The sequence below is a fragment of the Maribellus mangrovi genome (genome assembly GCF_037646455.1).
Taxonomy (GTDB): domain Bacteria; phylum Bacteroidota; class Bacteroidia; order Bacteroidales; family Prolixibacteraceae; genus Draconibacterium; species Draconibacterium mangrovi_A.
The window spans coordinates 971,011-984,560 of sequence record NZ_JBBIXN010000002.1 but is presented as its reverse complement, the minus strand read 5'-3'; the positions used below and the strand labels follow the sequence as shown (position 1 = coordinate 984,560).

General features: G+C 43.0%; 10 protein-coding genes. All 10 read right to left on the bottom strand.

Annotated elements, in window-relative coordinates; all coding sequences use genetic code 11:
* Nucleotides 1–16 precede the first annotated feature (16 nt).
* The 10 genes from WFY05_RS12155 to WFY05_RS12110 all read right to left on the bottom strand — a co-directional run bounded on the left by WFY05_RS12155 (nt 17) and on the right by WFY05_RS12110 (nt 13,529).
* Nucleotides 17–1,600, bottom strand: coding sequence for a hydroxymethylglutaryl-CoA lyase-like TIM-barrel protein (locus WFY05_RS12155; RefSeq protein ID WP_340113130.1), 1,584 nt, complete (start codon nt 1,598–1,600; stop codon nt 17–19).
* A 75-nt stretch (nt 1,601–1,675) separates the two neighbouring features.
* The gene (leuD, locus tag WFY05_RS12150; RefSeq protein WP_340113129.1) at nt 1,676–2,266 is read right to left on the bottom strand and encodes a 3-isopropylmalate dehydratase small subunit; all 591 of its coding nucleotides are present in this window, start codon (nt 2,264–2,266) and stop codon (nt 1,676–1,678) included.
* An 83-nt stretch (nt 2,267–2,349) separates the two neighbouring features.
* Complete coding sequence (gene leuC / locus WFY05_RS12145) at nt 2,350–3,771, bottom strand: 3-isopropylmalate dehydratase large subunit (RefSeq protein ID WP_340113128.1); 1,422 nt, start codon at nt 3,769–3,771, stop codon at nt 2,350–2,352.
* 40 nt (nt 3,772–3,811) lie between these two features.
* Nucleotides 3,812–5,317: a 2-isopropylmalate synthase gene (locus WFY05_RS12140; RefSeq protein ID WP_340113127.1), complete on the bottom strand. Its 1,506-nt coding sequence runs from the start codon at nt 5,315–5,317 to the stop codon at nt 3,812–3,814.
* Between the two features lie 507 nt (nt 5,318–5,824).
* A complete protein-coding gene (locus WFY05_RS12135; RefSeq protein WP_340113126.1) occupies nt 5,825–6,616 on the bottom strand; it encodes a class I SAM-dependent methyltransferase in 792 nt (263 codons plus the stop codon).
* Between the two features lie 246 nt (nt 6,617–6,862).
* Nucleotides 6,863–8,446 carry an OstA-like protein gene (locus WFY05_RS12130; protein ID WP_340113125.1) on the bottom strand — a complete coding sequence of 528 codons (1,584 nt, stop codon included), beginning with the start codon at nt 8,444–8,446 and terminating at the stop codon, nt 6,863–6,865.
* On the bottom strand, nt 8,446–9,408 hold the full coding sequence (locus WFY05_RS12125; protein WP_340113124.1) for an AAA family ATPase: 963 nt from the start codon (nt 9,406–9,408) through the stop codon (nt 8,446–8,448). The genes WFY05_RS12130 and WFY05_RS12125 overlap by 1 nt, the downstream gene beginning before the upstream one ends.
* A gap of 17 nt (nt 9,409–9,425) precedes the next feature.
* Entirely contained in the window at nt 9,426–10,778 is a 1,353-nt protein-coding gene (locus tag WFY05_RS12120; protein WP_340113123.1) for a peptidylprolyl isomerase, read from the bottom strand.
* A 2-nt stretch (nt 10,779–10,780) separates the two neighbouring features.
* Complete coding sequence (locus tag WFY05_RS12115) at nt 10,781–11,641, bottom strand: hypothetical protein (protein ID WP_340113122.1); 861 nt, start codon at nt 11,639–11,641, stop codon at nt 10,781–10,783.
* Nucleotides 11,634–13,529: a peptidylprolyl isomerase gene (locus WFY05_RS12110; RefSeq protein ID WP_340113121.1), complete on the bottom strand. Its 1,896-nt coding sequence runs from the start codon at nt 13,527–13,529 to the stop codon at nt 11,634–11,636. The genes WFY05_RS12115 and WFY05_RS12110 overlap by 8 nt, the downstream gene beginning before the upstream one ends.
* Between the last annotated feature and the right edge of the window lie 21 nt (nt 13,530–13,550).

Genomic DNA, 13,550 nt, shown 5'->3' with positions numbered 1-13,550 from the left:
TTTAAATAATAGTTGATTATGAAATGGAACTCATGAGTTTATCCAGAATTCCGGGTTTAAATTCGTTTTCTATAAGGTTGAGCATGCGTATCGTTGCTTTGATGGCCGCTGCGTTCTGATCCGGATCAAGTCCTTTTGTTTTGAATTCCCTTTTATCTTTCCAGGTGATCACGGTTTCAACCAGAGCATCGGTACGTCCGCCCGGAGGAATGGTGACCACATAATCGATTAGTTTCGGGAATGGACGCCCAAGGTCTTTGTAAATTTTGCGAAGAGCCTTTACGAATGCATCGTACTGACCATCTCCGTCGCCGGTTTCTTCGTAGACTTTTCCATCGATTTCCACCGCAAGGCTTGCCACCGGACGTAATCCCATGGTGTAGCTCACTGAAAAGTTCACCACGCGTACCTTTTGTTCAAAAAGATCATTCTCCAGAACATCAGCAACAATGTAGGGCAGATCGTCGTTGGTAATGGTCTCCTTGTCGTCGGCAAGTTCTATTATCCGGTCCGTTACTTTTTTCAGCGCTTCAGCGTCGAGTTCAATACCCAACTCAGCAAGATTCTTTTTTATGTTGGCCTTACCTGAGGTTTTTCCCAGCGCATACTGCCTGATCCGACCAAAACGTTCGGGTAACAGCTCGTTAAAATAAAGGTTGTTCTTGCTGTCGCCATCGGCATGAATTCCACTACATTGCGTAAATACAAATTCTCCGATCAGTGGCTTGTTGGTTGGTATACGGATTCCGGAGAAAGATTCCACCAGCTTCGACACCTTGTTGAGCTGTTGCTCTTTTACGTTGGTCGTCATTTTCAAGTGGTCTTTAATGGTAGCAATTACACTCGAAAGCGGTGCATTCCCGGCACGTTCTCCCAAACCGTTCACAGTGGTATGTACACAACGAATACCCGCTTTTATGGCATGAAATACATTGGCAATAGCCAGATCGTAATCGTTGTGTGCATGAAAATCGAAATTCACATCCGGGTAGGTTTCGATCATTTCTTTGCAGAACTCATAGGTCTCGTCCGGATCAAGTATACCAAGTGTATCGGGCAACATAATCCGGTCGATTTTTTCATCTTTTAAATTTGTAACCATAAAATGAACGTAATCCTTCGAACTGCGCATTCCGTTCGACCAGTCTTCAAGGTAAACATTCACCTTAATGCCCATCTTATCAGCATTGCTAATCACCTTCCTGATATCAGCAAGGTGTTCTTCCGGCTTTTTACGAAGTTGTTCGGTAACGTGTTTGTACGATCCTTTACAAAGCAGATTAATGACCTTTCCTCCGGCATCCTCGATCCATTTAAGCGAAATATCGCCGTCAACAAATCCTAATACTTCGATTTTATCCAGGTGTCCTTTCTCGGCTGCCCATTTCATCACGCGCTGTGTCCCTTTGAACTCTCCTTCAGAAACACGGGCTGAGGCAATCTCGAGACGGTCGACCTGTACATCTTCCAGAAGTACTTTTGCTACGCTGAGCTTCTCCGTATCGCTGAACGAAACCCCCGAGGTTTGTTCTCCATCCCGCAGGGTGGTGTCCATAATGGTCAACCTTTTCCCCTTAACTTCTACTGTTTTGCCTGTCATTTCTTTCTGTTTTATCGCTGCCATTTCCCGGAAGAAGGAAGATAAATCTTCTCATTCTTCAGCTTTTTTATGACATTATTTTGCTGCTTCGAATTCAGCAATCTGTTCTTTCATTGCCACGAGGTAATCGATGTCATCCAATCCGTTTTTTAAACAGTGTTTTTTGTATGGATTGATTTCGAATTCGGTCGACTCACCTGTAGTTACAATCGTAAATGTTTGTTTTTCGAGATCCACCTCAAAAGTTGTGTTCACATCGTTCTCGATGGCGTCAAATATTTTTTGAAGGAATTCCGGTGACACAACAACCGGTAGCAGTCCGTTGTTCAAAGCATTGCCTTTGAATATATCGGCAAAGAAGCTCGAAACCACTACGCGGAAGCCATAATCATAAATGGCCCAGGCGGCGTGTTCGCGGCTCGAACCGCTACCAAAGTTTTTACCAGCAACCAATATTTTTCCTGAATATTTGCTTTCGTTCAGCGGGAAATCGGCTTTTGGACTTCCGTCTTTTTCATACCGCCAGTCGCGGAACAGGTTGTCGCCAAATCCTTTACGCTCCACTGCTTTCAGGAAACGTGCCGGAATGATCTGATCGGTATCTACATTTTCAATGGGCAGTGGCACTGCCGGTGTTTTTATTACTGAAAATTTATCGTATGCCATTTTTGTTTAAATTTTGCAGAGAGCCAAGAGCAGAGAGCAAGGCGCTTTTTCGTTTTGCCCTGTGCGCTTTGCGCTTCGCGGTTTTACATTAATTCTCTTGGATCGGTTACTACTCCGCTAACTGCTGCTGCTGCCGCCGTAAGCGGACTAGCCAGCATGGTTCTTGAACCCGGTCCCTGACGGCCTTCGAAGTTTCTGTTTGTGGTAGAAACCGCGTATTTCCCTTCCGGAATTTTATCTTCGTTCATGGCCAGACATGCTGAACATCCGGGTTGACGCAGAACAAATCCTGCTTCTTCAAGGATTTCAACCAGTCCTTCTTCGCGAATCTGGCTTTCAACACGCTTCGATCCGGGAACCAGCCAAGCGTCTACATTTGGTGCTTTCTTTTTACCTTTTACAAACTGCGCAAAAGCTCTGAAATCTTCAATACGACCGTTGGTACAACTTCCAAGAAAAACATAATCAACCTGTTTGCCTTTCATGGCATCGCCTTCGTGGTAACCCATGTATTGCAAGGATTTCAGGTAAGTTGATTTGTCGGTTCCCTGCATGCCTTCTGTAGTTGGAATCTGGTGTGTTACACCTATTCCCATTCCCGGATTTGTTCCGTAAGTGATCATCGGTTCAATGTCGGCAGCATCATAAATGTATTCGGTATCAAATACAGCACCTTCGTCTGTTTTAAGCTCTTTCCATTTGGCAAGAGCAGCTTCCCATTCTTCGCCTTTTGGTGCAAACTGACGACCTTTTACATAGTTGAATGTAGTTTCATCAGGTGCGATCATACCGCCACGCGCACCACTTTCAATGCTCAGGTTACAGAGTGTCATCCGGCCTTCCATTGAAAGATTTTTGATGGCCGAACCTGAATATTCAATAAAGTGACCGGTACCACCACTGGTCGATATTTTTGAAATAATGTAAAGTGCAATGTCTTTTGCTGTTACGCCTTTGCCTAACTCACCGTTAACGGTGATCCGCATTTTTTTCGGTTTAGGTTGCATGATGCACTGGCTGGCCAGCACCATTTCCACTTCGCTGGTGCCAATACCAAAAGCGATAGCTCCGAAAGCACCGTGAGTAGAGGTGTGGCTATCACCGCAAACAATGGTCATCCCCGGCTGGGTCAATCCCATTTCCGGTCCGATAATGTGAACGATACCGTGTCCTTCGGATTGCAGATCGTGGTAAACAATACCATGTTCCGCACAGTTCTTTTTCAGCATTTCTACCTGGTTACGCGAAAGTTCGTCTTTAATCGATAGGTGCTGATCCAGGGTCGGAACGTTATGATCGGGTGTTGCCGTCGTTTTATCGGGGCGGAATACTTTTAATCCACGTGTTTTTAATCCCAGAAAAGCCACTGGGCTTGTTACTTCGTGAATCAAATGACGATCGATGTACAATACATTGGGACCACCTTCAACCTGCTGCACCACATGAGCATCCCAAATCTTATCAAATAATGTTTTTGCTTCCATAATATCTATCCATTCTTTCAAACGGAACTTAACTTTAAACTTTGAATTCTATACTTAAAACTTAATTTGCAACCGGCAATTTATTAATGGCATCAAGGAAAGCTTCTACCGAAGCCGTTATAATATCGGTGTGAGCACCAAATCCATGAAAGATCGACTCTTCGTATTCGACCTGCATGTGCACTTTACCAATATCGTCGCTACCGCGGGTGATGGCCTGAACCAAAAATTCTTCGATAACGATCTGACGATGAATAATCTTTTTAACTGCAGAAATAGCTGCATCAACCGGACCGTTTCCTGCAGAAGTAGCATCAAATTTTTCGCCGGCAATATCCAGGCAAACCGTAGCCATTGGTTTCAAACTTTTACCCGAAACAACCTGCAGATAATCGAGTTTTATACGACGTTCCTGGCGGGTAGCATCGCCAACCAACAGCGCGATATCGTCATCACGAATATCTTTTTTCTTGTCGGCCAGTTTCAGAAACTCTTCGTAGATCTCGTCAAGTTTTGGTTTATCCAGCTGGAATCCCATCAATTCGAGACGGTGTTTCAATGCTGCGCGTCCACTTCGTGCAGTCAGCAAAATAGCCGATTCGTTGATGCCAACATCGGTTGGATCCATGATCTCGTAATTTTCGCGGTGTTTCAATACACCATCCTGGTGAATTCCCGATGAATGCGCAAAAGCGTTTCTACCTACAACCGCTTTATTGGGTTGCACCGGCATGTTCATCAACGTTGATACCAGACGACTGGTGTTGTAAATGTTTTTGGTATTTACTCCGGTTTCAATGCCCAATGCCTGGTAGTGGGTTTTCAGGGTCATTACTACTTCTTCGAGCGAAGTGTTACCGGCTCGTTCTCCAATTCCGTTAATGGTTACTTCAGCCTGACGGGCTCCGTTCAAAATTCCTGAAATGGTGTTGGCTGTTGCCATTCCCAAATCGTTGTGACAATGCGTTGAAATAATCGCTTTGTGAATGTTGGGCACATTATCCATCAGGTATTTGATTTTTGCACCAAATTCGTGGGGGAGGGTGTAGCCTGTTGTATCCGGAATGTTAACCACGGTTGCACCGGCTTTAATTACAGCCTCGATTACGCGGGCCAGGTACTCGTTTTCAGTACGTCCGGCATCTTCGGCGTAAAACTCAACATCCTCTACATATTTTTTTGCGTATTTTACGGCTTCAACACCACGCTCAATAATTTCCTCAGGATTGGAATTTAGTTTGTGGTAGATGTGAAAATCTGATGTTCCTATTCCGGTATGGATCCGTCCTTTTTTCGCGTGCTTTAGCGATTCGGCGGCAACATCAATATCTTTTTTTACTGCGCGGGTCAGGGCTGTGATCGTTGGCCATGTTACCGCTTTCGAAATCTCTACTACCGATTCGAAATCACCGGGGCTAGAAATCGGGAAGCCGGCTTCAATAACGTCAACTCCCAAATCCTGCAATGCTCTGGCAACTTCAATCTTTTCTACTGTGTTCAACTGACAACCCGGCACTTGTTCTCCGTCGCGCAAAGTTGTGTCGAAAATGTAAAGTCTGTCGCTCATGTCTTGTATATTTCAATTATTTATTGTCTGTAAATGTGTTCCTTGTATCATTAAAAAAGCCATCCTCTAATCTGAGAATGGCTTCTATTTTAATTTACAATATTTTATATCAACATACCATTCTCAGTTCTGCTTACCTAGAAGAAGAATATCAAGAATAATACTTAGAATAGAAATGTTGATGTTTAATCTCATTTTGATCGTTTACTTACGATTTCCTGCAAATATCAAAATATTTTTCAAAAATGAAAACAAAACACGCTTTTTTGTGAGAAAAGTTAAGAATAATACCACAAACTCTGATTTTGACGTTCAATTTCGGTACGTCCATGCTTATTGTCCAAATCCTGTTCTCCGATATTATACAGTAAGTTTTTGTAGTTCTCGGAAGCTGTTTTTGAGTTGGCTGTAATCGATTACTTTTTCGAAATAAACCGAAGTTATCTCAATGATTTGCTGGACTATACTCATGTATTGGGAAGAATTAAAAATGCTTCTTATTGGTCTTCAGAGATTCTTTACAGCCTTTACTGAGTAAACCATTGGAATCTTATCCTCGAGGCCTTTTATCTTATATTTTCTGTCCGAAATTTTGATGGTGTTTTGAAAGCAATCATAGGGTGAATAATTGTACTCTTTGAAGTCAGTAATGGTTAGTCCGGTTTTAATTAGTGCATCGATGACTGTGCTCAGGCCATGATTCCACGATACCGATTTTTCTTTAATGGCGGCTCCTCGGTCGGTGTAGGTGCCCTCCAGTTCTTCGATAATAGGAGGCGAATCCATGTAATTGTATTCGATGCGTTCGAAGTCGTAACTCATCATCCAGATAATGGGATGGAACTCTACAAAAACAAGTTTACCACCAGGTTTTAAAAAACGGTGGATCACATTGGCCCATTTCTTCATGTCGGGAAGCCAGCCAATTACACCGTAGGATGTAAAAACAATATCAAACTGTTCATCAAGCACTTCGTGAAGTTGGTACACATCGCTCTGAATAAAGCGGGCATTTGTTCCAAGTTTGTCATTCAGTTCACGCGCTTTTTCAATGGCTTTTCCCGACAGATCGACTCCGGTTGCAATGGCTCCGTGTCGGGATAGTGATATGGTATCCTGCCCGAAATGACATTGCAGGTGCAGTACTTTTTTGTCTTTTAGATCACCCAGAAGATTAAGTTCTATTTTGTTGAGCGAGTCTTTGCCTTTCAAAAAAGAATCCACATCGTAAAATTCAGACTTGTAATGAATTTCAGTTTTCCGATCCCAGAGTTTTTTATTGATGGCGATGTAATCCATTGTTTCGTTACTTAGTTTGTTCCAAATTTAAACGATTGATGCTTTTTGTATGCTTAATTCTGCTCTTTTTAAAAGATCATGGGTACATTAAATTCTGGTCTGTTTGATTTCCTGATTTTTTTAATGTGAGATTTACATTAACATTCCGAGGTACTTTAAAGTTTACATTTTAGCTACAGATAGCACAAGAAGTAAGAAAAAAATGAAGTTAAAAGTGGCGTGTCGCCTTAAAAAACAATAATAGCCCTATTTGCCCGCTGCTTCTTTTAATCCCGGCTCCTCTGCTTTTGGTTCTTCTTTCGACAGGCGAAAAATATCGTCTTTCGAAACCGGACGAAGATCGATCAACCACTTAAACGCAGGAAGTTTCTTATCATTCTCTGTCAGGTCGAGAAGTGGTTTAAGTTCCCCTGTCGGTTGTTTTTGAAAAGCAATTTTAAAAATTTTCCCGTCTTTGAAACGTATGGAAATGTTACTGCTCTCGGCCTTGTTCATCCCAATGATCTCTTCTTTTTCACGGGCATAATATAATGTTTGTCCGTTACCGTCAACATCAATGTTGTTCAATACGCCGTTCACTACATAGCCCTTCATGTCCTTACCTTTAATCTGGTCGTACATTCCCGAATCCTGTTCGGCAATAATAAAACTGTTCTTGTACATCATTAACTCGTCGGGAGCGTTGGCATGCTGTAACATTTCAATCCTGTCGGCACTAATTTGTTGCATGTTCGACCACAAAACAGGATTATCAAAAAGCTGAACGAGCGAATCTTTCGTGAAGTAGATCAGCGAATCGCAGACGCCCTGCACATCGTGGCGAAAAAAACGCACACCATAATACGCCTTAATAATGTTCTCACCTTCAACGGTGTCGGGCATGGTGCGCAATGTATCGGCGTGTAGAAAGAGGCTATCAGTGGCGTTGTACGAAATAAAAATGGCGGAGTCAGTAACATTGGCACGTTCGGTAAGTTCGTTGTATTCCACGTTATTTCCTTTAACGATCGTGCGGTTTTCGTAATCTTCAAGATGGACATGCCCGTAGGCAAAACCGTCGCCCTCACCTTTGTTGTATATTATCTGATCGGCTTTTAACATTTGGGTGTCGTTATAAACCTGTGGATGTTTTTTCAAATCGGCTTCACCGGTCATGGTGTTGTACCAGCCATCTTCGGCATAAAGCGTGTTCACCGAGTCGCGAATAGTTGTGGGGCCTGCAAAATAAATAATTTCGGTTTCGGTATTGTACTTGATGTTCTCGCTGTCCATGGTGTACTTTTCGCTGAAGCCCACGACACTATCGGTAAAATGCGCGAGATTATCATTCAGGTAGTATTTACCCACTTTGCTGGTTAGCGTGTTGGTGCTGTCGACTACCTTGCCAAAACAGTCGTAATAACCAATGTCCAGTTCCATGTCGTAATCCAACGTATCGGTGTACAGAATAATCTCTTTATTGTGTAGTTCAACATCATGTATGGCCTGTGCAAAACTCCGGTCGCCGTCATAAAAAACCTTTTGTGCGTACAGGTGAAGGGTGTCGCCCTGGTTAATGTGAACATGACCGAAGGCATCAACGCGGTTTGTACCTTCGTAAGTGTAAGCGCTGTCGCAGTACATCAAAATATCCTCGTGTTTAATGATCACATCGTTCAGCAGGCGCTGTACATTGGCCATATTCTCACTCTGTTCGAATGAACCGGCCTGTAAAATCTCCACTTCTTTTTTTTGCTGAGCATGCGTGAAAAGGGGCAATAAAAGTATCAGCCCCAGAATCAGAATTTGGAAAGGGGCTTTTGTTTTAATATTGAAACGACAAGTATGCATTAAAGCAATTGATCGATAATATCGTCGATGGATTTATTCTCGGCCTCCGCCTTGTAATTCTTAATGATCCTATGTCTTAGAATGGATGGTGCAACTGATTTTACATCCTCGATATCGGGTGAATATTTCCCGTGAAGCGCTGCGTGTGTTTTTGCTCCCAATACCAAATACTGCGAGGCTCGCGGCCCGGCACCCCATTTTAAATACTGGTTCGAAACTTCGGCGGCGTGACCATTACCCGGCCGTGTTTTAGCGGCCAAAGTTACAGCATATTGCAGCACGTTATCGTTTACCGGCACTTTGCGGATCAGGTCCTGGTAAAAGTTGATCTCTTTACCCGAAATAACAGTTTTTGGCTCGCTGTTAAAGGTTGAGGTCGTATTTCTCACAATCGTAAGTTCGTCATCCAGTTTTGGGTAATCGAGCCAAACGGAGAACATAAAACGGTCGAGTTGAGCCTCGGGAAGGGGATAGGTTCCTTCCTGCTCAATCGGGTTTTGCGTGGCCAGTACAAAAAACGGACTTTCGAGTTCGAAATGTTCGCCGGCGGCGGTAATTGCTCTTTCCTGCATCGCTTCAAGCAGTGCCGACTGCGTTTTAGGCGGCGTACGGTTAATCTCGTCGGCCAGAATGATGTTGGCAAAAAGCGGCCCCTGGATAAATTTGAAATTTCGTTCGTTATCGAGAATTTCAGTTCCGATAATGTCCGAAGGCATTAGGTCGGGCGTGAACTGGATACGGTTATATTTTAATCCCAGCGTTTTTGCAATGGTTGTTACCAGCAAAGTTTTTGCCAAACCCGGAACTCCGATCAAAAGCACATGCCCGCGACTGAAAAGCGATACAAGCACCTGCTCGATCACTTCGTCCTGTCCGTAAATTACTTTTTTTATTTCGTTTTTAAGTTCTTCGAATTTATCGCGCAGAGCATCCAGCGCAGCTACATCGTTTTTGTACTCCATGGGTGATTTTTATGTGCTTATTTTATCCAGTTGTCAAATTTAAAGTTGCAGTTTGCATAGGTATTATCAATTCTTATGTAGGTTTGCGATTGCTGATCGGCAATCCATTCCTGCAGCACATCTTCTTTTTTCTTATTCAGGTAAAGATCGGCCAGAACCTGATAATCATTTTGCAAATCGGCTTTATGCGCATCAATTTTATTTGTCAGTTTAACAATCTTAAACACGGTTTGTTGATTTTCCGGATCGATGGTTTCAAAGGGTTCCGAAATTTCGTTCAGGTTCATTTTTGTAACGATCTTACTTACATCACCATCCAGTTCTTCAACTGCAAATTTCGAAGATAAAGTATTTGGATTGATGGCGATTCCACCGTTGTTTCGCGAGTTTTTGTCGAAAGAGAACATGGCAGCGGCCTGTTCAAAAACGATCTCGTCTTTACGGATAAGAGTTGCCAGGCTGTCCAGTCGATCGTGCGCTTCTTCAAGAGCATCCACCGAAACTTTTGGCTTCATCAGAATATGACGAGTGGCTACTTTACCTCCCTGTTTATCGATCAGCTGAATAATATGATATCCAAACTCACTTTGAACCACATTCGATATTTTATCGCCTTTTAAGTTGAACGCTGCAGTAGCATAAGTAGGGTCGAGTTGGGCGCGGCCCATGTAAGGCAAACGACCACCGTCTTTGGCAGAGCCCGGATCTTCAGAATAAATTACGGCCATAGCTTCAAAGCTGGAACCGTTCTCAATTCGTTTTTTAATATCGCGAAGTTTGGCTTTTACCCGGTTCTGTTCCTCCAGATCAATCTGCGGCTGTATCGTAATTTGTGCATATTCGTACTGTGTTGGAATTGTCGGTATCTGTTCCTTGTCGAGGTTACGGAAATAATAACGCACCTCGGAAGGTGTTACGGTAACGTTCTCAACAATTTTAGATCGCATTTGCTGACTGAGCAACTGGTCGCGAATGGCTTCCTGCATTTCTGATTTTACCATTGCGATTGGTTTTTTAAAGTACGCTTCCACTGCGCTCTCGGTGCCAAAGTGTTGCAGGTACATTTGCATTTGCTGATCCATTTGCTGATTCACCTGGCTTGGTGTTACCGTAATCAGCGAGTCGAGTTCGGCTTCTGCAACCAGTAATTTGTTGATCAGGAATTCCTCGAGGACTTCGCATTTCATGTCTCCTTCGGTAGTAATTCCCTGTGCCTGCTGGTTGATGGTCATGTTCTCGATGTCCGATTTCAGAATAATGTTACCACCTACGATGGCCACAATCTGATCGATCACTTTATCCTGAGCCATACTGCTCAAAACAAGTGCACTCAGTAAAAATGTTCCCAGTATTCTTTTCATGTTCTTCATTGTCATTCGTTTTCGACGTATATTTTAAATTTCTTTTGTCGTTCCCCTTCCGTAAAAACCGTATTCTCCAGCTCTTTCAGGAATTTGATTTTTCGCTGGTTCAAAATTAAATTTTTTATGTTGTTTTCCACAAATTCAAGGGGAGCCAGGTCGTTGGCGAGCATATAATCGTGAATATTTACCAGATAATAGTAATCCGAATCGCTCATTTCACGGAGCTTGTTCTGGGTGAGAAAACTTTCCGGATCGTTGATTGATACCGGAAGATTGCGATTTAGCACCGTAAAATCGATCCAGTTGTCGAGTGCGATTTCAAAGTTTTTTGCATACTGCATACAATAGTCCTGCAATTCGCTTTGGCCCTCTTCCGAATCGTCCTTTATCATTTCCTTAAGTTGTTCAGGATGGGCTAGGTCAATCGGTATTTTAATGAATACAGCTTTTACAATGCATCGATCGAGCAGAAAGGTTTGTTTGTTTTGTGTGTAAAATGCTTCAATCTCTTCGCGGCTCACTGCGGTGTCCATTCGTTGTTTTACCAACTCGTTTTTGTAGCGGTAAATGATCAGCGAATTGCGGTACTCCTCCAGTTCGCGGTTAACGTCCTTTTGCTCCTCACTCAGGTTTTCGTTGGCTTTTTGAATCAACAGTTCCTGCTTTACCCACTTATTGATGTATTCGTTTGCCAGCACGGCACTGTCTTCTTTCGAGGAATTGGGTGGTAGCATGCGCGAAACATCAGAAGGGTAGAGGTAGTGCGTGCCCACTTTTGCCAGGGGCTTTTCCTCTGCAGAATTCGAGCAGGCCGCCCACACCACCACCACAATAATCAATAAACCATATTTTCGAAGCGTTTTAAACACCCTCAATTGTTTTCAATATTTTTTTATTCACCTTGATCTTGTATTTCGACCGAAGTTCCTTTATCCACTTTTCTTCGAGGTATTTTTGATAATCGGAAATGTAAAGGCCGCGGGCTTCATCCAGCGTTTTTGGCTCCGGTTCGATTTTGTCGCCACGGATAAAGGTAAGTTCACTGTTAAAATCTGCCGGTTCAGGACCGTTCCAAACATAATAATCAACAATTGGATTTTCGCCTTCTTCCCAGGCACCGTCTTCAATCTGAATCAATTCTCCCTCCACATTGATGTGTTCCATCACTTCATCGTTGTTCATTTCGGCTGCAAAAAGTTTGTCGGCCTGTTCGTGAACAGCGGCATCTGTGCAGGTAATAATGCTTCCTTTAAAACGTTCGCCCCACATGTGGCTGCCTTTGTTCTTTTCGTAAAAAGCTTCCAGTCCGGCGGTATCCTGACTGGCAAAGTTCCAGATTTTCTCCTGTGAAATGTTGAACAGTAAAATTCCATCGTGGTATTCCTGCATCAGGTATTTAAATTCGGGGTGCTTTTCTTCCAACTTCGAATCTTCAAGGGCGAGTACCTCTGCATCAACCCATTTATCGTATGCCGAAAGGTAACTTGCATTTGGCTCATTACTTGCTTCAAGCCATTTTGTAAAATCGGATCCGCTATAATTTTTATCATCGACAGTAAACAGCACCTGATTCGAAATTTCAGCACTATCCTGAATGCTTTTTCCTGCCAGCTCTTTATTACCCAGTTCGTTTTCCTTGAATTGGTATTCTTCCTTCAGTTCAGCGATAAAGGCATGCTGACTTGAGTTACTTCTTTCCGGATCTCTTTTGATGCGTGTTGAAATTTCGGTTTTCATTTCCTCGAAAGGAGCAATTGGTTTTTCGTCCAGCTTTTTAATGATGTGAAAACCAAACGGCGTTTCAATCGGTTTTGTGAAATCTCCAATATTTTCAATGGCGAAAGCAGGAGTTGAAAATTCGGGGATGATACGTCCGGCAGCAAACCACGGCATTTTTCCACCTTCGGTTGCTGTGCGCCGATCGTCCGATTCCTTTTTTGCCAGTTCAGCAAAATCAGCACCATTTAGCAGTTGCTCATAAATCGCATCGATTTTTTCTTTTTGCGCCGCTTTGGTTTCTTCAGTGGCATTTTGTGCTACATTTTTCATGATGTGTGCAACCAGGATCTCTCCTTTATTTTTACGCACATCGTTTACTTTAATAATGTGATACCCAAAGCGTGTACGAACGGGTTCCGAAACTTCGCCCACCGGTGTTTCAAAGGCTGCATTCTCGAAAGGATAAACCATCATAAATGCGGTAAAATAGCCAAGGTGGCCTTTGTTATCTTTTGCCGACGGATCTTCGGAATATTCAACGGCAGCATCGCCAAAATCCCTGCCACGCAGAATTTTCTGACGGATGGCGTTGATTTTATCCAGCACTTCCTGTTCCTGCTCGGGAGTGGCATTTGGATCGAGGCGCAGCAGAATGTGACTGGCGTCCACCTCGCGGGTCATTCGGTCGTAAGTATCTTTTACCAACTGCTCGTCAAAACTTGAATCGGTGAGGTAAGGTGCTGCTATTTCATTTCGGTAACCGGCCAGTTCGTTTATAAACGACTTGCTGGTATCCATTTTAAGGTTTTCAGCTTCAATTACTTTCAATTTAAAATCGATGAACAGATCGAGATAATCCTCCGGCGATTTTTTGTCAGCCTCGCTAAAAACATTGTTGTTGTTTTTTGAGTAGATGTATTCAAACTCGGCCTTTGTTACAGGTTCTCCATCAATAGTTAGCAAGATTTCATCCTCCTGTGCAAAAAGCATGAATGTTGAAATGCATATTGCTACAAATGAAAAGAATGCTCGTTTCATTGTTATTGTTTGTTTTTTATA

Bases quoted from the DNA above. Each gene is read 5' to 3' on its own strand.
- leuD (WP_340113129.1), bottom strand. From the start codon at position 2,266: ATGGCATACGATAAATTTTCAGTAATAAAAACACCGGCAGTGCCACTG.
- WFY05_RS12140 (WP_340113127.1), bottom strand. From the start codon at position 5,317: ATGAGCGACAGACTTTACATTTTCGACACAACTTTGCGCGACGGAGAA.
- WFY05_RS12135 (WP_340113126.1), bottom strand. From the start codon at position 6,616: ATGGATTACATCGCCATCAATAAAAAACTCTGGGATCGGAAAACTGAA.
- WFY05_RS12120 (WP_340113123.1), bottom strand. From the start codon at position 10,778: ATGAAGAACATGAAAAGAATACTGGGAACATTTTTACTGAGTGCACTT.
- WFY05_RS12130 (WP_340113125.1), bottom strand. From the start codon at position 8,446: ATGCATACTTGTCGTTTCAATATTAAAACAAAAGCCCCTTTCCAAATT.
- WFY05_RS12110 (WP_340113121.1), bottom strand. From the start codon at position 13,529: ATGAAACGAGCATTCTTTTCATTTGTAGCAATATGCATTTCAACATTC.
- WFY05_RS12155 (WP_340113130.1), bottom strand. From the start codon at position 1,600: ATGACAGGCAAAACAGTAGAAGTTAAGGGGAAAAGGTTGACCATTATG.
- WFY05_RS12125 (WP_340113124.1), bottom strand. From the start codon at position 9,408: ATGGAGTACAAAAACGATGTAGCTGCGCTGGATGCTCTGCGCGATAAA.